This window comes from Achromobacter sp. 2789STDY5608615, from assembly GCF_001298995.1.
GTDB lineage: Bacteria > Pseudomonadota > Gammaproteobacteria > Burkholderiales > Burkholderiaceae_B > Achromobacter > Achromobacter insuavis.
This window is the reverse complement of sequence record NZ_CYTY01000031.1, coordinates 1-17,522: the sequence shown is the minus strand read 5'-3', so window position 1 is coordinate 17,522 and position 17,522 is coordinate 1. Positions and strand designations below refer to the sequence as shown.

The 17,522-nt window shown below is 65.7% G+C and carries 16 protein-coding genes, 1 tRNA gene and 1 pseudogene; 8 read left to right on the top strand and 10 right to left on the bottom strand.

Annotated elements, in window-relative coordinates:
* Positions 1-46: 46 nt before the first annotated feature.
* Together AOZ49_RS23015 and AOZ49_RS23010 are read left to right on the top strand one after the other, a co-directional pair.
* Positions 47-2,800: a M16 family metallopeptidase gene (locus AOZ49_RS23015; RefSeq protein WP_054432981.1), complete on the top strand. Its 2,754-nt coding sequence runs from the start codon at positions 47-49 to the stop codon at positions 2,798-2,800.
* Positions 2,801-3,089: 289 nt separating this feature from the next.
* A complete protein-coding gene (locus AOZ49_RS23010; protein WP_054477948.1) occupies positions 3,090-3,476 on the top strand; it encodes a DUF4148 domain-containing protein in 387 nt (128 codons plus the stop codon).
* A gap of 333 nt (positions 3,477-3,809) precedes the next feature.
* On the opposite strand, the gene dnaJ is transcribed toward AOZ49_RS23010, so the two are convergent.
* From dnaJ to hrcA, 8 genes and pseudogenes are all read right to left on the bottom strand, one after another.
* A complete protein-coding gene (gene dnaJ / locus AOZ49_RS23005; protein WP_054432976.1) occupies positions 3,810-4,940 on the bottom strand; it encodes a molecular chaperone DnaJ in 1,131 nt (376 codons plus the stop codon).
* Positions 4,941-5,049: 109 nt separating this feature from the next.
* Complete coding sequence (gene dnaK / locus AOZ49_RS23000) at positions 5,050-6,975, bottom strand: molecular chaperone DnaK (RefSeq protein WP_006393220.1); 1,926 nt, start codon at positions 6,973-6,975, stop codon at positions 5,050-5,052.
* An 81-nt stretch (positions 6,976-7,056) separates the two neighbouring features.
* Entirely contained in the window at positions 7,057-7,461 is a 405-nt protein-coding gene (locus AOZ49_RS22995; RefSeq protein WP_054432974.1) for a thioredoxin family protein, read from the bottom strand.
* A gap of 14 nt (positions 7,462-7,475) precedes the next feature.
* Positions 7,476-8,033: a nucleotide exchange factor GrpE gene (gene grpE, locus AOZ49_RS22990; RefSeq protein ID WP_054432973.1), complete on the bottom strand. Its 558-nt coding sequence runs from the start codon at positions 8,031-8,033 to the stop codon at positions 7,476-7,478.
* 59 nt (positions 8,034-8,092) lie between these two features.
* Positions 8,093-8,242: a hypothetical protein gene (locus AOZ49_RS32675; RefSeq protein ID WP_156333329.1), complete on the bottom strand. Its 150-nt coding sequence runs from the start codon at positions 8,240-8,242 to the stop codon at positions 8,093-8,095.
* A 10-nt stretch (positions 8,243-8,252) separates the two neighbouring features.
* Positions 8,253-8,486 (bottom strand): hypothetical protein, encoded by a 234-nt coding sequence (locus AOZ49_RS22985; RefSeq protein WP_054477945.1) that lies wholly within the window; start codon positions 8,484-8,486, stop codon positions 8,253-8,255.
* 12 nt (positions 8,487-8,498) lie between these two features.
* The gene (gene hemH / locus AOZ49_RS22980) at positions 8,499-9,590 is read right to left on the bottom strand and encodes a ferrochelatase (protein WP_054477943.1); all 1,092 of its coding nucleotides are present in this window, start codon (positions 9,588-9,590) and stop codon (positions 8,499-8,501) included.
* 45 nt (positions 9,591-9,635) lie between these two features.
* A pseudogene (hrcA, locus tag AOZ49_RS22975) lies at positions 9,636-10,641 on the bottom strand (heat-inducible transcriptional repressor HrcA).
* Positions 10,642-10,771: 130 nt separating this feature from the next.
* On the opposite strand from hrcA, the gene AOZ49_RS22970 reads away from it, so the two are divergent.
* Both AOZ49_RS22970 and recN read left to right on the top strand, forming a co-directional pair.
* Positions 10,772-11,671: an NAD kinase gene (locus AOZ49_RS22970; RefSeq protein ID WP_054432966.1), complete on the top strand. Its 900-nt coding sequence runs from the start codon at positions 10,772-10,774 to the stop codon at positions 11,669-11,671.
* 13 nt (positions 11,672-11,684) lie between these two features.
* On the top strand, positions 11,685-13,346 hold the full coding sequence (gene recN, locus AOZ49_RS22965; protein WP_054477941.1) for a DNA repair protein RecN: 1,662 nt from the start codon (positions 11,685-11,687) through the stop codon (positions 13,344-13,346).
* 222 nt (positions 13,347-13,568) lie between these two features.
* Here the strand turns inward: recN and fur are convergent, their stop codons facing one another.
* Positions 13,569-13,988, bottom strand: coding sequence for a ferric iron uptake transcriptional regulator (gene fur / locus AOZ49_RS22960; RefSeq protein WP_006223539.1), 420 nt, complete (start codon positions 13,986-13,988; stop codon positions 13,569-13,571).
* Between the two features lie 156 nt (positions 13,989-14,144).
* Here fur and AOZ49_RS22955 point away from each other — a divergent pair, with 156 nt between their 5' ends.
* Positions 14,145-14,681, top strand: a complete 537-nt coding sequence (locus tag AOZ49_RS22955) for an outer membrane protein assembly factor BamE (RefSeq protein WP_054432962.1) — start codon at positions 14,145-14,147, stop codon at positions 14,679-14,681.
* A gap of 16 nt (positions 14,682-14,697) precedes the next feature.
* Positions 14,698-15,489, top strand: coding sequence for a 4-hydroxy-tetrahydrodipicolinate reductase (gene dapB / locus AOZ49_RS22950; protein WP_054432960.1), 792 nt, complete (start codon positions 14,698-14,700; stop codon positions 15,487-15,489).
* Positions 15,490-15,547: 58 nt separating this feature from the next.
* Here dapB and murB read toward each other — a convergent pair whose 3' ends face one another.
* A complete protein-coding gene (murB, locus tag AOZ49_RS22945; RefSeq protein WP_054477939.1) occupies positions 15,548-16,582 on the bottom strand; it encodes a UDP-N-acetylmuramate dehydrogenase in 1,035 nt (344 codons plus the stop codon).
* Positions 16,583-16,866: 284 nt separating this feature from the next.
* On the opposite strand from murB, the gene AOZ49_RS22940 reads away from it, so the two are divergent.
* Positions 16,867-16,942, top strand: a tRNA-Gly gene (locus tag AOZ49_RS22940).
* Positions 16,943-17,057: 115 nt separating this feature from the next.
* Positions 17,058-17,390, top strand: coding sequence for an immunity protein Imm33 domain-containing protein (locus tag AOZ49_RS22935; RefSeq protein WP_054477937.1), 333 nt, complete (start codon positions 17,058-17,060; stop codon positions 17,388-17,390).
* The last annotated feature ends 132 nt before the right edge of the window (positions 17,391-17,522 follow it).

The following is a 17,522-nucleotide window of genomic DNA, read 5'->3' as shown; positions in this document are numbered from 1 at the left end:
CGTATACACTCCAACGGATTCTGCCATGCCAAAGGAATAGTCCGCCATGCGCCTGTCCATATCGAAGCTGCCGCGTCCGCTGGGCGCGCTGCTGTTCTCATCCTTCCTGGCCTTCCAGGCCGGAGCCGCCAGCCTGCCGGCCGGCGTCACGGAGGCCGCCTCGATTGAGGGCATCACCGAATACCGCCTCAGCAACGGCCTGCGCGTCCTGCTGGTTCCCGACGAATCCAAGCCCTCGACCACGGTCAACATGACCTACCTGGTCGGCTCGCGCAACGAGAACTACGGCCAGACCGGCATGGCCCACCTGCTCGAACACATGCTGTTCAAGGGCACCTCCACCACCCGCAACGCCATGGGCGAGTTCTCGCGCCGCGGCCTGCAGGCCAACGGCTCGACCTCCAGCGACCGCACCAACTATTTCGCCAGCTTCGCCGCCAACCCCGACACCCTCAAGTGGTATCTGGGCTGGCAGGCCGATGCCATGGTCAATTCCCTGATCGCCAAGGAAGACCTCGACTCCGAAATGACCGTCGTGCGCAACGAGATGGAAAGCGGCGAGAACAGCCCCTTCCGCATCCTCATGCAGAAGATGCAGGCGGCCGCGTTCCAATGGCACAGCTACGGCAAGAACACCATCGGCGCCCGCTCCGACGTCGAGAACGTCGACATCGGCCAGCTGCGCGCCTTCTATCACGAGTACTACCAGCCCGATAACGCGGTGCTGATCGTGGCCGGCAAGTTCGATCCGCAGGCCACGCTGGCCGACATCGAATCGACGCTGGGCAAGCTGCCCAAGCCCGACCGCAAGCTGCCGCCGGAATACACCGTCGAACCGGCCCAGGACGGCGAGCGCACGGTCACGCTGCGCCGCACTGGCGGCACCCCGCTGGTCGCCGCGATGTACCACATCCCGGCCGCCGGCAGCACCGACTTCGTGCCGTTCGACCTGGCCACCACCATCCTGGCCGACACGCCCTCGGGCCGCCTCTACCACGCGCTGGTGCCGACCAAGCTGGCCTCGGGCGTGTTCGGCTTCACCATGGAAAACCTGGATCCGGGCCTGGCGATGTTCGCCGCCCAGCTGACCCCGGGCAAGAGCCAGGACGCCGCCATGAAGGCGTTGACCGCCACGCTGGAAACGCTCGGCAAGAAGCCCTTCACCCAGCAGGAACTCGACCGCGCGCGCAGCAAGTGGCTGACCTCATGGGAGCAGACCTACAGCGATCCCGAGCAGGTCGGCGTGGCGCTGTCCGAAGCCATCGCCGCCGGCGACTGGCGCCTGTTCTTCCTGCAGCGCGACCGCGCCCGCAAGGCCACTCTGGCCGAAGTGCAGCAGGCCGCCACCACCTACCTGGTGCAGAGCAACCGCATCGAGGGCCGCTACATCCCGACCGACAAGCCGGTGCGCGCGCCGCAGATGCAACGCGTCGACCTGACCGCGGTGTTCAAGGACTACAAGGGCGATCCCGACTTCAAGGCTGCGTCCGCCTTCGACCCCACGCCGCAGAACATCGACCGCCTGACCCAGCGCAAGACGCTCGACCTGCCCAACGGCCCGGTACAGCTGGCGCTGCTGCCCAAGGCCACGCGCGGCAACCGCGTGCAGGCGCAGATGCTGATCCAGTTCGGCAACGAGAAAGACCTGCTGGGCCAGCGCGTGAATTCCAGCGCCGTGGCCGACCTGCTGACGCGCGGCACCGCCAAGCTGTCGCGCCAGGACATCCAGGACCGCCTCGACAAGCTGCAGGCCGAGCTCGGCTTCAGCGGCGGCGGCACCACGCTCAAGATCGCCATGTCGACCAAGCGTGAAAACCTGCCCGAGCTGACCCGCCTGGCGCTGGACATCGTGCGCAACGCCAACTTTCCCAAGGAACAGCTCGAGGAATACCAGCGCCAGCTCGAGACCTCGATCCAGAACGCCATGACCGAGCCGCAGGCCCTGGCCGGACGCGCCCTGGCCCGCCAGGACAATCCGTGGCCCGCTGACGACCTGCGCTACGTGCCCACGTTCGACGAATCGCTGGCCAGCATCCGCGCGCTGAACCGCGACGCGCTGGTCAAGTTCCACGCCAAGTTCTACGGCGCCGGCAAGATCGAGTACTCGGCGGTCGGCGATTTCGAGCCCGAGGCCGTCGAAAAGGCCGTCAAGGATGGCCTGGCCGGCTGGAAGCGCGCCCCCGCCTACACCCGTGTCGGCAATCCGTACCGCGACATTCCCGCCAAGCAGTTCGACATCGAGACCCCGGACAAGGCCAACGCGTTCTACATCTCGCGCATGCCCTTGAAGCTGCAGGACAGCGATGCCGACTACGCCGCGCTGTATCTGGCCAACTACCTGTTCGGCGCCTCGGAAACCTCGCGCCTGTGGAACCGCGTGCGCGAAACCGAAGGCCTGTCCTACAACGTGCGCAGCTCGCTGTCGGTCTCGTCGTTCGAGCCCAGCGCCAGCTGGACCATGTACGCCATCTACGCGCCGCAGAACCGCGAGCGCCTGGAAAAGGCCATCGGCGAGGAACTGGCGCGCGTGCTCAAGGACGGATTCAGCGACAAGGAAATCTCCGACGGCATCACCGCCCTGCTGAACTACCGCAACCTGGCCCGCGCCCAGGACGACGTGCTGGCCGGCACCTGGCTCGACTACCTGCAGCGTGGCCGCACGTTCGAATGGTCGGCCGAGATGGACAAGAAGATCACCGCCCTCACGCCCGACGTGGTCAACGCGGCGCTGCGCAAGTACCTGCGCCCGGATGGCTTCAGCACCGCCGTCGCCGGCGACTTCAAGAAAAAGGCGCCCTGAGCGCCACGCCCTCCCGGCGTCCCCAGCCCCAGCCCCGGCAGGGGCTTTTTTTGCCCGTGCGTTCCGCTCCCCCGGGTCGCTTCCGCAGTCGGACAGGAAAGACCATGCCATACGCGGGGAGATATCCCTATACGGCATTTATTACACGGTTATTTGGAAAGATGTTTTCAAGATATCAGGGTTTATCCCAAGTGGGATGCCGCGCACAATTCAGTCATCGGGAACAAACAACGAACCACGACGGAGGGCCGCCGGATTCGGCCCCGTTTAAAACGAATTGGAGGTCATTATGAAAACCCTGACAACTACCCTGCTGATTTCCCTAGCCCTGGTGGGCGCTGGCGCCCAGGCCGCCGGCGTCGAGCAGGCCAAGTCGAGCGCCCAGGTGGCGACCGAACTGCAACAAGCCAAGATCAGCGGCCAATACACCTTTGGCGAGCTGGACTACCCGCCCGCCCTGCCCCAGGCCGCCAGCCTGAGCGCGCAGGAAGTGCAGGCCCAGCTGCAACAAGCCAAGACCAGCGGCGAGTACACCTTCGGTGAACTGCAATACCCGCCCGTCAAGGCGGCGACCAGCGTCAAGACGCGCGCCGAAGTCCAGCAGGAACTCGCCCAGGCCAAGGCCAGCGGCCAATACACGTTCGGCGAACTCGAATATCCGCCGATCACCCGGTGAGCTGCTTGCTGTAGCCCGGCCGGCCCCGGGCGGCATCATGGTTCGGGGTCGGTTTTTTCAGGCCACAGCGGCGGAGCAGTAGCAGTGCGAAGTAGCAGTACCTGTAGTTGCAGTAAGAAGTCTGTTTTGGAAGATGCAGCACCTGTAGTTAGCAGTACGAAGTCTGAAGCAAGAAGTTGCAGTACCTGCAGTAAAACCGCGGCGCAAGCCGCGGTTTTTTTTGCCCTGACCATTATTCGGCCATTGCCCGACCAATGAAATCGGCCCAGGCTCCGGACGCTTCCGGAGCCTGGGCCGAGAACCGCCGGTACGGCGGGATTCAGCTCAGCCGATTCAGCTGAAGAACTCCTTGACGCGATCGGTCCAGGACTTGCTTTGCGGCGAGTGGCGGTCGCCCCCGTCGTTCAGCGAGGCCTCGAACTGGCGCAGGATGTTCTTCTGGTCGTCGCTCAGACGCACCGGCGTCTCGACCACCACGTGGCAGTACAGGTCGCCCGGATAGCTGCCGCGCACGCCGCGGATACCCTTGCCGCGCAGGCGGAAGGTCTTGCCGGACTGCGTGCCTTCGGGAATCGAGATCTCGGCCTTGCCGCCCAGCGTCGGCACCTGCAGTTCGCCGCCCAGCGCCGCCGTGGTGAACGGGATGGTCAGTTCGCAGTGCAGGTCGTCGCCGTCGCGCTGGAAGATCTTGTGCTGCTTGATGTGGATTTCCACATACAGGTCGCCCGGCGGGCCGCCATTGATGCCGGGCTCGCCATTGCCGCTGGAGCGGATGCGCATGCCGTCGTCGATGCCGGCCGGAATCTTGACCTGCAGGGTCTTGTTGCGGCGGATGCGGCCGACGCCATCGCAGGCCGTGCACGGATCGGTGATCTCCTTGCCGTTGCCATGGCAGGTCGGGCAGGTCTGCTGCACGCTGAAGAAACCCTGCTGCATGCGCACCGCGCCGGAGCCGCCGCAGGTGCGGCAGGTCTTGGGCGAGGTGCCGGGCTTGGCGCCGGAACCGTGGCAGGTGTCGCAGTTTTCCCAGCTGGGCACGCGGATCTCGGTGTCGAAGCCGGCCGCGGCCTGCTCCAGCGTGATCTCCAGCGCGTACTTCAAGTCGGCGCCGCGATAGACCTGCGGACCGCCGCCGCGGCGGCCACCGCCGCCACCGCCGAAGATCTCGCCGAAGATGTCGCCAAAGGCATCGGCGAACCCGCCGCCCATGCCGCCACCGCCCATGCCGGCGGCGTTGGGGTCGACGCCCGCATGGCCGTAGCGGTCGTACGCGGCGCGCTTCTGTTCATCGCCCAGGACCTCGTAGGCTTCCTTGGCTTCCTTGAACTTCTCTTCGGCTTCCTTGCTGTCCGGATTGCGGTCCGGATGGTACTTCATGGCCAGCTTTCGATAGGCCTTCTTGAGTTCGTCGTCCGAGGCGTTTTTCGCCACGCCCAGGACTTCGTAATAGTCGCGTTTTGCCATGATCGGTGGGCTCGGGGGAGAGCCTTCTTTTCAGTGCTACAGAATGAGTTCGCCCGGTAGGCGGATTTCTCCGGCTACCGGGCGGCAGAGGCAGGTCAGCGCCCGGCCATTATTGGTCGCGCTTGACTTCCTTGAAGTCGGCGTCGACGACATTGTCGTCCACCGGCTTCGCGTTGTCGGCGGCCTGCTGCTGGCCGGCGGCTTGCTGCGCCTGCATGTCGGCGTACATCTTTTCGCCGAGCTTCTGCGAGGCGGTCGACAGGGCTTCGACCTTGGCGTCGATGGCGGCCTTGTCGCCGTCCTTCAACGTTTCTTCCAGCGCCTTGATGGCCGCCTCGATGCCTTCCTTCTCGGACGCCTCGAGCTTGTCGCCGTATTCGGTCAGCGACTTGCGGGTGGCGTGCACCAGGGCATCGGCCTGGTTGCGCGACTGGGCCAGTTCGGCGACGCGGTGATCTTCCTCGGCGTTGGCCTCGGCATCCTTGACCATGCGCTGGATCTCGTCTTCCGACAGACCCGAGTTGGCCTTGATGGTGATCTTGTTTTCCTTGCCGGTGCCCTTGTCCTTGGCCGACACGTGCAGGATGCCGTTGGCGTCGATGTCGAACGTGACTTCGATCTGCGGCATGCCACGCGGCGACGGCGGGATCCCTTCGAGGTTGAACTCGCCCAGGGCCTTGTTGCCCGCGGCGATTTCACGCTCGCCCTGGAACACCTTGATCGTCACGGCCGGCTGGTTGTCGTCGGCGGTCGAGAAGGTCTGCGAGAAGCGGGTCGGGATGGTCGTGTTCTTCTGGATCATCTTGGTCATCACGCCGCCCAGGGTTTCAATACCCAGGGACAGGGGGGTGACGTCCAGCAGCAGCACGTCCTTGCGGTCGCCCGACAGCACGGAACCCTGGATGGCGGCGCCAGCGGCGACGGCTTCGTCGGGGTTCACGTCCTTGCGCGGATCCTTGCCGAAGAATTCCTTCACCTTTTCCTGGACCTTGGGCATGCGGGTCATGCCGCCGACCAGGATCACGTCGTCGATGTCGGAAACCTTCACGCCGGCGTCCTTGATGGCCACGCGGCAGGGCTCGATGGTGCGTTCGATCAGTTCCTCGACCAGCGCTTCCAGCTTGGCGCGCGTGATCTTCAGGTTCAGGTGCTTCGGACCCGAGGCATCTGCCGTGATGTACGGCAGGTTGATCTCGGTCTGCTGCGCCGACGACAGTTCGATCTTGGCCTTTTCAGCGGCTTCCTTCAGGCGCTGCAGGGCCAGCACGTCCTTGGACAGATCGACGCCTTGTTCCTTCTTGAACTCGGAGATGATGTAGTCGATGATGCGCTGGTCGAAGTCTTCGCCGCCCAGGAAAGTGTCGCCGTTGGTCGACAGCACTTCGAACTGCTTTTCGCCATCGACGTCGGCGATTTCGATGATCGACACGTCGAACGTGCCGCCGCCCAGGTCATACACGGCGATCTTGCGGTCGCCCTTTTCGGTCTTGTCCAGGCCGAAGGCCAGCGCGGCCGCGGTCGGCTCGTTGATGATGCGCTTGACTTCCAGGCCGGCGATGCGGCCGGCGTCCTTGGTGGCCTGGCGCTGGCTGTCGTTGAAGTACGCCGGCACCGTGATGACGGCCTCGGTCACTTCCTCGCCCAGGTAGTCCTCGGCGGTCTTCTTCATCTTGCGCAGCACGTCGGCCGACACTTGGGGAGGCGCCATCTTCTTGCCGCGCACTTCCACCCAGGCGTCGCCGTTGTCGGCCTTGACGATGGCATAGGGCATCAGGTTGATGTCCTTCTGCACCGCCTTTTCCTCGAACTTGCGGCCGATCAGGCGCTTCACCGCGTACAGCGTGTTGCGCGGGTTGGTCACGGCCTGGCGCTTGGCGGGCGCGCCAACCAGCGTTTCGCCGTCGTCCATGTAGGCGACGATCGACGGGGTGGTGCGGGCGCCTTCGGCGTTTTCGATGATCTTGACCTGACCGCCGTCCATGACAGCCACGCAGCTGTTGGTCGTGCCCAGGTCGATGCCAATAATTTTGCTCATGGTCGGGTTACCTTGGATAAATCTGTGAAATTGGAGAGAAATTTCCTGTCCCCACATAACTGGGGCTGCCCGCAGGGTTTTTCAAGACGCCTGGCTGGAATTTTCCGCCGGCGTTTCCTGCAGGCGCCGGATCGCCGCCGTGAACTGGGGCAATCCGGGCCAACCGGTAATGCGGCCGAGCCGTTTTCCGGCCCGGTAAAGCACAAAAGTGGGGACACCATGCAGGGAAAAGCGGCGGCCCAGCGGCTCGTCGGCATACACATCCGCCTCGAACCAGCTCAGCCCCAGGCCCAGCAGGGTTTCCTGGTGCAGCAGCGCCGCCTGCTTGAAGAGATTGCAGTTATAGCAATCCTGGCCCCACAGGAACACGCAGCGCAGGTCCGATCCCGGCGCCTGGACCACGGCGGCGTCGAATCCCGCGGTATCGACATGACGCATGCCGAACACCGCGAAGACCTGGGCCGGGTCGAACCTGGGATCGGTCATGGCGCGCGGTCCGTTCAGCCTTGGCCGGCGGACACCACCACCAGGGCCGGACGCAGGGTGCGGTCGGCGATGGCGTAACCTTTCTGCAGCACCTGCACCACCGTGTTGGCGGGCTGGTCGGTCGGGATCGACGAAATCGCCTGATGCTGGTGCGGATCGAACTTGTCGCCCTGGACCGGCGCGATTTCCTTGAGCATGTTGCGCTCGAAGGCGGCCGCCAGCTGCTTGAGCGTGACTTCGACGCCTTCGCGCAGCGTGTCCACGGTCTGGTCGGCCTGGGCCAGCGCGGCCTCGAGGCTGTCCTTGACCGGCACCAGGCTCTCCGCGAACGACTCGATGCCGAACTTGCGCGCCTTGGACACTTCTTCCTGGGCACGGCGGCGCACGTTCTCGGCCTCGGCGCGAATGCGCAGAAGCTGGTCATGCTGCTCATTGACGGTAGCCTGGGCCGCGTCCAGCTGGGCGCGCAACTCGTTCAGCTCGGCCTGCGCGGCGTCCTGGGCGGCGGGGGCCGCATCGGCATCGTTGCCGAATCCGGGCGTCTGATCTACAGGCTCGTTGGGTGCCGTCATGGGGAATCCTCCAAAAAGAATGGCTTTCGCAGACATGAATGGGGGCCAATACCCCTATTTCAAGCCCGGGAAAGCAAATATTCCCCGCCGCGCACCGCTGCCGCGGCAATGGGCGGCAATACTGAAAAATCCGGCAAAACCCACTGAAAACTCAGCATCAGCGGCAAAAAACCGCCCAGAATCCGGATTTCCGACGCAGCCGGCGCCATCAGGAACCGATCATTTCTTGTGCGGCTGCGCCGGGGCGGCGGCGTCACTGGCGGGAAAGCTCTCTTTCAGGGCGCGGTCGACACGCGGATCGTCGTCGGGTTCCGGGTTGATCGCGATGGGATCGCTGGCGGGGAAGGTCTCGGCCAGCGCCTCGTCCAGCTCGTGCTCGACCTGATCCTCGTCCACCGGGGTGCTGACGCTCCCCTTTTTCACAATCTTGCCCGTCTTGGGATCATGGTGCATGCGCCCTCTCCTTCAAGTCCGTGAATGTGTGGGCCATCCCTGCAAGTGCCGTTCCGTCAGGGTGGCCAACCCCGCGATCCAGGCCGGATCGTCATTGAGCGCCGGGATGTAACGGAACTGCTTGCCGCCGGCGCCGAGAAAGGCGTCGCGGCACTCCAGGCTGATCTCTTCCAGGGTTTCCAGACAGTCTGCCACAAATCCCGGGCACACCACATCCACCTCGGTGACGCCCGAGGCGGCCAGCGCCTTGAGGGTCGGTTCGGTGTAGGGCTCGAGCCAGCGGGCGGTGCCGAAGCGGCTCTGGAAGGTCACCTCGATCTGCTCGCGCGGCAGCGACAGCCGCTGCGACAGCAGCCGCGCGGTTTCCATGCAGTCGCGGTAGTACGGATCGCCCAGCTCGATGGAATAGCGCGGCAGGCCGTGGAAGCTCATGACCAGCTTCTGCGGCTTGCCATGCTCGCGCCAGTACGCCTCGATGCGGGCGGCCAGCGGATCGAGATAGATGGGATCCTCATGGAACCGCTTGATGAAGCGCATTTCCGGCTGGTCGCGCAGCCGGCCGGCGTGGCGCGTGACGGCGTCGACCACGGTGGCCGAGGTGCTGGCGGCATATTGCGGATACAGCGGCACGGTCAGGATGCGTTCGCAGCCCTGCGCCCGCAGCCGCGAGATGGCGTCGGGAATCGACGGGTTGCCGTAGCGCATGCCCAGCTCCACCACCGCCTCGATGCCGGCCGCGGTCAACGCGGCCTGCACGCCTTCGGCCTGGCGGCGGCTGTAGACCATCAGCGGCGAGCCGTCCTTGAGCCAGACGCCGGCGTAGCGCGGCTCCAGCTTCTTGGGCCGCATCGTCAGCACCAGGCCGTGCAGGATCGGCTTCCACAGATAGCGCGGAATCTCGATCACGCGCGGGTCCGACAGGAATTCGCCCAGGTACTTGCGGATGTCCTTCTTGCCCGGGGTGTCGGGCGTGCCCAGGTTCACCAGCAGCACGCCGACCTTGCCCGGCGCGCGCGGCGGCGGGTCTTCATTGAAGGGGTCGTCCTGCTCCGTTTCGGGCAGGTAGCGTTCAGGCCAGAGATACTTGAACAGGCGAAGAAACACAAAAACTCCCCTTCCTCCGCAAGGAGGATGTCGGTTCGAATGGAACTACTGGTTGTGGCTGAGGGCGTTGGACAGCAGACGCGCCGTGATGTCCACGATGGGAATCACGCGTTCGTAGGCCATGCGGGTCGGACCGATCACGCCGAGCGTGCCGACCACCTTGCCATCCACGCCATAGGGCGCGGTGATCACCGAGACTTCTTCCATCGGCACCAGCTGCGAATCGCCGCCGATGTAGATCTGCACGCCTTTGCGCGCGGCTCGACACATCGAGCAGCTGCAGCAGGTCGGTCTTCTTCTCGAACAGCGAGAACATCTTGCGCAGGCGATCCATGTCGGACGCGATGTCAGTGACGTCGAGCAGCTTGCGCTCGCCCGAGATGACCACGGCGTCGCCGTCCTCGGCCGCTTCGGCGCTGGCCTCGACCGCCGCCTGCATCAGCCGCGAGATGTCTTCGCGCAACTGGGCCAGCTCGGTGGACAGCGTGCGCCGCACCGCGTCGAAGGACTTGCCGGCGAAATGGATGTTGAAGAAGTTGCCGGCCTCCAGCAGCTCGGCCTCGGCGTAGTCGCGCTGCACGAACAGGATGCGGTTCTGCACGTCGCCGTCGGGGGTGACGATGATCAGCAACACGCGCTTGTCGGACAGGCGGATGAATTCGATCTGGCGGAACACCTGGGCGCGCTTGGGCGTCAGCACCACGCCGGCGAACTGCGTCAGGTTCGACAGCAGCGCCGCCGCGGCATTGACCGCGCGGGTGGGTTCGGCCGCCGCCAGCATGTCGCCCATGTTGTGGGGCTCGAGCTGGTAGGACTGCACCGCCAGCAGCGAATCGACGAACATGCGGTAGCCGCGCGGCGTCGGAATGCGCCCCGCGGAGGTGTGCGGACTGTGGATCAGGCCCAGCTCTTCCAGGTCCGCCATGACGTTGCGGATGGTGGCGGGCGACAGGTCGAAGACCTTCGATAGCGTCCGCGAGCCGACTGGTTGCCCATCGGCGATGTAGCGTTCGATCAACGCTTTCAGTAATGCGCGTGCGCGGTCATCCATAGCGGGTATTTTAGGGAATCTTTTCCAATTAAGGCGATTTTTGTCCCGCAAGCCAATATGCGGCCCCATATAATCGGCTAACGGGCCCGATTCCGGACCCATTTCGCTTTTTCTGATTCGCCTCGCCACCATGCACTTTCCTACCGTCGCGCTGATCGGCAGATACCAGGACGCCGGCCTGGCCACTCCGCTAAGGGCGCTCGCGCACGCGCTCACGCAGGCCGGGCGGCAGGTGCTCGTCGACGCCGACACGGCCCGCAATACCGGGCTCACGGAATACCCGGTCGCCACCTACGAGCAGATCGGCCAGGACGCGTCGCTGGCGGTGGTCATGGGCGGCGACGGCACGGTGCTGGGCGCGGCGCGCCATCTGGCGCCGTTCGGCGTGCCGCTGGTCGGCATCAACCACGGCCATCTCGGCTTCATCACCGACATTCCGGTGCAGGACGCGCACGACGCGCTGGCGCGCGTGCTCGAAGGCAACTTCCAGATCGAGGAACGCATGCTGCTGGAAGGCAGCGTCTGGCGCGGCGACCAGCAGATGTACGCGGCCTCGGCGCTCAACGACGTGGTGCTGAACCGCGCCGGGCGCGGCGGCATGATCGAAGTGCGCGTCGAGCTCGACGGCGCCTTCATGTACACGCAGCGCGCCGACGGCCTGATCATCGCCACGCCCACCGGCTCGACCGCCTATGCGCTGTCGGCCAACGGCCCCATCCTGCACCCCGGCATGAACGCCATGGTGCTGGTGCCGGTGGCGCCGCAGACTTTGTCGAACCGCCCCATCGTGATCCCCGACAGCGGCGTGCTCAACATGACGCTCACCGCCATGGGCCGGGTCGAGGTCGGCGCCAGCGTGCACTTCGACATGCAGACCTGGTCCGACCTGCAGCCCGGCGACCGCATCGTCGTGCAGCGCGCACCCTACACCATCCGTTTCGTGCATCCGGAAGGCTACAGCTTCTTTTCCACCCTGCGCCGCAAGCTGCACTGGAACCTGATGCCGCAAGCCACCGACAACGTAGAGTAGTAAGCGCCCCGACATGCTGCGCACCCTGCACATCCGCGACTTCGTCATCGTCGAGCAGACCGAGATCCATTTCGGTCCCGGCTTCACCGTCTTCTCCGGCGAGACCGGCGCGGGCAAATCCATCCTCATCGACGCGCTGGCGCTGGCGCTGGGCGAGCGCGGCGACGTCAGCATGCTGCGCGAAGGCGCCGCGCGCGCCGACATCACCGCCGTCTTCGACACGCCGCCGGCGCTGAACGCCTGGCTGGCCGAACGCGAGATCGACGCCGACGAGGAACTGTCGCTGCGCCGCGTGATCGACGCGCAGGGCCGCAGCCGCGCCTACATCAACGGCACGCCCGCCACGGTCGCGCAACTGCGCGAACTGGGCGACAGCCTGGTCGACATCCACGGCCAACACGCGCACCAGAGCCTGATGCGGCCCGAAGCCCAGCGCGACCTGCTGGACGCGCACGGCGGCCACGGCGACCTGCGCCAGGCCGTCGGTCAGGCCTGGAAGCAATGGCGCGCGCTGGCGCGCCAGCTCGAATCCGCCGAAAAGGATGCCGCCGGCCTGGCCACCGAACGCGAACGGCTGCAATGGCAGGTCGACGAACTCGACCGCCTGGGCCTGGCGCCGGACGAATGGGAATCGCTGCAGGCCGAACACACGCGCCTGTCGCACTCGCAATCGCTGCTGGACGGCGCCACGCAGATCCTCGATGCGCTCGACGGCGAGGGCGATTCGGCCCACCATCGGCTGACCTCGGCCAACCACCGCATCCAGCAGATGCTGCGGCACGACACCGGCCTGCAGGGCATCTACGACGAACTCGAGTCGGCCCGCATCGCCATCAGCGAAGCCGTGTCCGACCTGAACAACTACGTCAGCCGCGTCGATCTCGATCCACGCCGCCTGGCCGACCTCGAAGCTCGCCTGAGCGCCGTGTTCGAGACTGCGCGCAAGTTCCGCACCGAACCCGACGGGCTGTGCGCGCTGCGCGACAGCCTGCACGCCGAACTCTCCGCATTGCAGGCCGCCGCCGACATCGACGCGCTGCGGGCCCAGGCGCAGGCGGCGCAGGCGCAGTACGACGCCGCCGCCGCCAAGCTCACCACGGCGCGCCGCAAGATCGCCAAGGACCTCGGCAAGCAGGTCACCCAGGCGATGCAGACGCTGGCCATGCAGGGCGGCAAGTTCGAACCCACGCTGGCTGCGGCCGCGCCGTCGGCGCATGGCAACGAGCAGGTCGAATTCCTGGTGGCCGGCCACGCCGGCACCACGCCGCGGCCGCTGGCCAAGATCGCTTCCGGCGGCGAACTGTCGCGCATCTCGCTGGCGCTGTCGGTCATCGCCAGCCGCGCCGCGCGCGTGCCCACGCTGATCTTCGACGAAGTCGACAGCGGCGTCGGCGGCGCGGTGGCCGAAGCGGTCGGCAAGCTGCTGCGCGAACTGGGCGAACGTCACCAGGTGCTGTGCGTCACCCACCTGCCGCAGGTCGCGGCCTGCGGCAACAACCAATTCCTGGTCAGCAAGACCGAATCGCGCGGCACCACCCGCTCGCGCATCGAGGAACTGGACGCCGGCGCCCGGGTCGAGGAAATCGCCCGCATGCTGGGCGGCATCAAGCTCACCGCCACCACTCGCGAACACGCCCGCGAAATGCTGGCCGGCATCGGCCGCGCGCCGGCCTGAGCCGGTTGCCGTCCAGGCCTCAGCCCCGCAGCCTCGCCGCCCGCAGGCCGGTTTTCGGTCGTCCGAATCCAGGGGCTGCCCCCGCGCCGGCAGCCCATATCCCGCCAGCCTGTCGCCCCGATTCAGTCCGGGAATAAAAAAAGCCCCTTCTTAGAGAAGGGGCTTTTGCTTTCACTGAACCACGGCGAGCGCGGCCGTGGTCAGGGTCGAACGCGGAAAAGCTCAGCGGCCTTTCAGGCAGCTGCCGCAGATGCCGTACAGCACCATGGCGTGGCTTTCCAGCGCGAAGCCGTTGTCCTTGGCGATCTTCTGCTGGCGCTTTTCGATGTCCGGGTCCGAGAATTCGACCACTTTGCCGCAGTTCGTGCAGATCAGGTGATCGTGGTGATCGCCGTCATTGAGCTCGAACACGGCCTTGCCGCTGTCGAACTGGCTGCGGGCAAGGATGCCGGCCTGTTCGAACTGGGTCAGCACGCGATAGACGGTGGCCAGGCCGATTTCGACGTTTTCGCCGATCAGGGCCCGGTAGACGTCTTCGGCGCTGAGGTGGCGCTGGTCAGACTTACGGAAGATATCAAGAATTTTCAGGCGCGGGAAAGTCGCCTTCAAACCCATGTTTTTCAGTTCGCTTTGGTCGCTCATGGTGTAATCGCTCTCCGTCCGCGTTGGCATGGGCAAGGATACCGGGTAACCGCGAGCCGGCTTCCCAGAATTCCTGCCGCCCCGCAGAACTATCCTTATGAAACCTTTATGATAACGGTTTTGTCTGCTTCCAAATAATAGGGGCGCGTAGTGTCCATGATTGCACGAATTCCTTCCCGCTCGCTCAAGACCGGATTGGCCATCGCCGCCCTGGCCGTCGCCCTTGCCGGCTGCACGGGGGACAAGTGGGGCTTCCCCTATAAGGCCGGCGTCCAGCAAGGCAACTGGATCACCCAGGAGCAGGTCGCGCTGCTGCAACCGGGCATGACGCGCGAACAGGTGCGCTTCGCCCTCGGCAGCCCCACCCTGACCAGCGTGCTGCACGCCAACCGCTGGGATTACCCCTACTACTACAAGCCCGGCTACGGCGACGCCCAGGAACGCAAGTTCACGGTCTGGTTCGAGAACGACCGGCTGACCCGCTGGGAAGGCGACAAGCAGCCCGACCTGCAGCCCTACCAGCTGAACACCCCCAGCGCCACCGCCGACGAAAAGGCCGACAAGCGCCTGAGCGAGGACGAGGCCCGGATCAAGCAGGAAGAAGAGCAGAAGAAGCGCGACGCCGCCGCGCCCGCCAACCCCATCACCCAGTACCCTGGCCAGCCCGGCAACGCGCCCGAGCCGCTGCGCTAACCCAAGGATTTTCTTCATGCGTATTGCTATCGCCGGCGCCAGCGGCCGTATGGGCCAGATGCTGATCGACGCCGTCCTGAAGGCCGACGGCCTGCAACTGGCGGTCGCGCTCGACCGACAGGGTTCGCCCTCGCTGGGCCAGGACGCGGGCGCGCCGCTGGGCCAGCAGACCGGCGTCGCCATCACCGACGACCTGGCCGCGCTGGCCAACGCCGACTGCCTGATCGATTTCACCCGCCCCGAAGGCACGCTGGAACACCTGCAGGCCTGCGCCAAGCTGGGCGTGAAGGCCGTCATCGGCACCACCGGCTTTGACGACAACGGCCGCGCCGCCATCGAAGTGGCCGCGCAGAAAACCGCCATCGTGTTCGCGCCCAACATGAGCGTGGGCGTGAACGCCACGCTCAAGCTGCTGGACATGGCCGCCCGCATCCTGAATTCGGGCTATGACGTCGAAGTGTTCGAAGCGCATCACCGCAACAAGGTCGACGCGCCCTCGGGCACCGCGCTCAAGATGGGCGAGACCATCGCCTCGGCCTGGGACGTCGCGCTGCCCGACGTGGCCACCTGGAGCCGCCACGGCGACACCGGCGTGCGCAAGCCCGGCACCATCGGCTTCTCGGTACTGCGCGGCGGCGATATCGTCGGCGATCACACCGTGTCGTTCTGCGGCATCGGCGAACGCATCGAGATCACCCACCGCTCGGCCAGCCGCGCCACCTATGCCGAAGGCGCATTGCGCGCCGCGCGCTTCCTGGAAGGCAAGCGCAACGGCCTGTACGACATGCAGGCGGTGCTGGGTCTCTGATCCCGCCGCGCCAACAAAAAAGGACCCGCGAGGGTCCTTTTTTTCGTGGCGCGTCCGCTCACACCACCACGGGTTCCGGCTCCAGCGCCACGCCGTAGCGTTCGGCGACCTCGCCCTGGATCGCGCGCGCCAGCGCCAGGATGTCGGCGGCGGTGGCGCCGCCACGGTTCACCAGCACCAGCGCCTGCCGGTCATGCACCCCGGCCGCCCCGAGGGCGCGCCCCTTCCAGCCGCACTGGTCGATCAGCCAGCCAGCCGCCAGCTTGTAGCCGCCGTCCGGCTGCGGATACGACACCAGGCCGGGATAGCGGGCGGCAAGCGCTTCGCGCTGCGCGGCCGATACGATGGGGTTCTTGAAAAAGCTGCCGGCGTTGCCGGTGACCGCCGGGTCCGGCAGCTTGGCGCGCCGGATCTCGCAGACCGCCTCGAAGATGGCGCGCGCCGACGGCTCGCCCGCCAGCCCGGGATGACGCTGCAGATCCGGATACGACAGCACCGGCCGCCACGGCCGCGGCAAGCGCAAGCGCACCGCCACGATCACCCAGCGGCCGGGCGGCTGATGCTTGAAGACGCTGTCGCGATAGGCAAAGCGGCAATCGGCCGCGCTCATCTCGACATACCTGCCGGCCAGCACGTCCCAGGCGGTCAGGCTGTCGAAGCGATCGGCCAGCTCGACGCCGTAGGCGCCGATGTTCTGCACCGGCGCCGCGCCGACCGTGCCCGGGATCAACGCCAGGTTTTCCAGGCCGTCCCAGCCCTGCTTCACGCATTCGGCGACGAAGCCATGCCAGGTCTCGCCGGCGGCCGCTTCGACCAGCCACGCATCGGCCTCGGCCCGCAACAGGCGCACGCCGCGCAGCGCCACGCGCGCCACCAGGCCCGGCACGGTCTCGGGCAGCACCACATTGCTGCCGCCGCCCAGCACCAGCAGCCGGTCGTGCCGCGCGGCCAGGGCCGACAGCGCCGGCAGTTGGGCCACATCGTCGAGCGTGACGCAGGCCTGGGCCGTGGACGCCAGGCCCAGGGTGTTCAAGGCGGAAAGGTCCCGCGCCTCGGGGGTCAGGACAGGCGCGGTGGCAGAGGAATTTGACATGGATACTACCGGGTGTGCTATATTTTCTGTCTTCGCTCATATTACTTGATTGAGCTTGGCAGCCAGGCGGCACTCAGTGCAACCTTGGCCATGCGAAGTTCAGCGCGATCCGCCTGCCCCGGCAACAAGCCTGCGGCAAGCACGATTGAAAAAAATCATGTAGAATGCGCGCCTTCTGATCGATAACCAAGTTGATCAGGCAACCGCGAAAGTGGTTGGCAATAAGAAATGGTTTGCACTGGCACTGCGTGGAATTTTCACCAAGCCAGAGATTGCGGACCCATGCGGGAGTAGCTCAGTTGGTAGAGCGCAACCTTGCCAAGGTTGAGGTCGCGAGTTCGAGACTCGTCTCCCGCTCCAGATTTTATGGGCAGTGTCTTCACACTGCGCATGTTGCAAGAAAGGGCCTGCGGGCCCTTTTTTCATTTCCGCGGCAACAATCACACATTCGCGACAACAACCGGAAATGGCCTGCATGACGACACCCCCGCGAACGGCGGCACAGGACGAGATCTGCGCCCGATACGGCATGCAGGGCATGGCGCCGGAAGAGATGGTCGCGGTCGCCCTGCATACCCTTGGCGCCATGCCGATTTACGGCACGCGCATCGCGTTGCCGCGTGACGGCACCGTCAGCTGGTTCATCCACGGCGGCGAATACTCGGACGCCGACGACTTCTACCAGCCCCTTCACACCGCGCATCTGGCGACGCTGCTACCGCGGGTCGTCGATTACCTGCGCCTGCCGCCAGGCGCGAAGTTCATCATCGACGACCAGGGCTACGAAGACGTGTGGATGGACGCCTAGGGCCTATCTGTGCTGAAGAGGGAGCCCCCCGCGCGGCGCCTGAACGGCAACCTCGGCCAGGGTGTCGGCCGCATCCGCGAAGTACGCCGCGATTTCCGCCTGAGTTCGCAGCCGTGCCGCCTCCAGCGCCTG

Bases quoted from the DNA above. Each gene is read 5' to 3' on its own strand.
- fur (WP_006223539.1), bottom strand. From the start codon at position 13,988: ATGAGCGACCAAAGCGAACTGAAAAACATGGGTTTGAAGGCGACTTTC.
- dnaK (WP_006393220.1), bottom strand. From the start codon at position 6,975: ATGAGCAAAATTATTGGCATCGACCTGGGCACGACCAACAGCTGCGTG.
- AOZ49_RS32675 (WP_156333329.1), bottom strand. From the start codon at position 8,242: ATGGCGCCGGCTGCGTCGGAAATCCGGATTCTGGGCGGTTTTTTGCCG.
- dnaJ (WP_054432976.1), bottom strand. From the start codon at position 4,940: ATGGCAAAACGCGACTATTACGAAGTCCTGGGCGTGGCGAAAAACGCC.
- murB (WP_054477939.1), bottom strand. From the start codon at position 16,582: ATGTCAAATTCCTCTGCCACCGCGCCTGTCCTGACCCCCGAGGCGCGG.
- AOZ49_RS22935 (WP_054477937.1), top strand. From the start codon at position 17,058: ATGACGACACCCCCGCGAACGGCGGCACAGGACGAGATCTGCGCCCGA.
- AOZ49_RS23010 (WP_054477948.1), top strand. From the start codon at position 3,090: ATGAAAACCCTGACAACTACCCTGCTGATTTCCCTAGCCCTGGTGGGC.
- dapB (WP_054432960.1), top strand. From the start codon at position 14,698: ATGCGTATTGCTATCGCCGGCGCCAGCGGCCGTATGGGCCAGATGCTG.
- grpE (WP_054432973.1), bottom strand. From the start codon at position 8,033: ATGACGGCACCCAACGAGCCTGTAGATCAGACGCCCGGATTCGGCAAC.
- AOZ49_RS23015 (WP_054432981.1), top strand. From the start codon at position 47: ATGCGCCTGTCCATATCGAAGCTGCCGCGTCCGCTGGGCGCGCTGCTG.
- AOZ49_RS22955 (WP_054432962.1), top strand. From the start codon at position 14,145: ATGATTGCACGAATTCCTTCCCGCTCGCTCAAGACCGGATTGGCCATC.
- AOZ49_RS22985 (WP_054477945.1), bottom strand. From the start codon at position 8,486: ATGCACCATGATCCCAAGACGGGCAAGATTGTGAAAAAGGGGAGCGTC.
- AOZ49_RS22995 (WP_054432974.1), bottom strand. From the start codon at position 7,461: ATGACCGATCCCAGGTTCGACCCGGCCCAGGTCTTCGCGGTGTTCGGC.
- AOZ49_RS22970 (WP_054432966.1), top strand. From the start codon at position 10,772: ATGCACTTTCCTACCGTCGCGCTGATCGGCAGATACCAGGACGCCGGC.
- recN (WP_054477941.1), top strand. From the start codon at position 11,685: ATGCTGCGCACCCTGCACATCCGCGACTTCGTCATCGTCGAGCAGACC.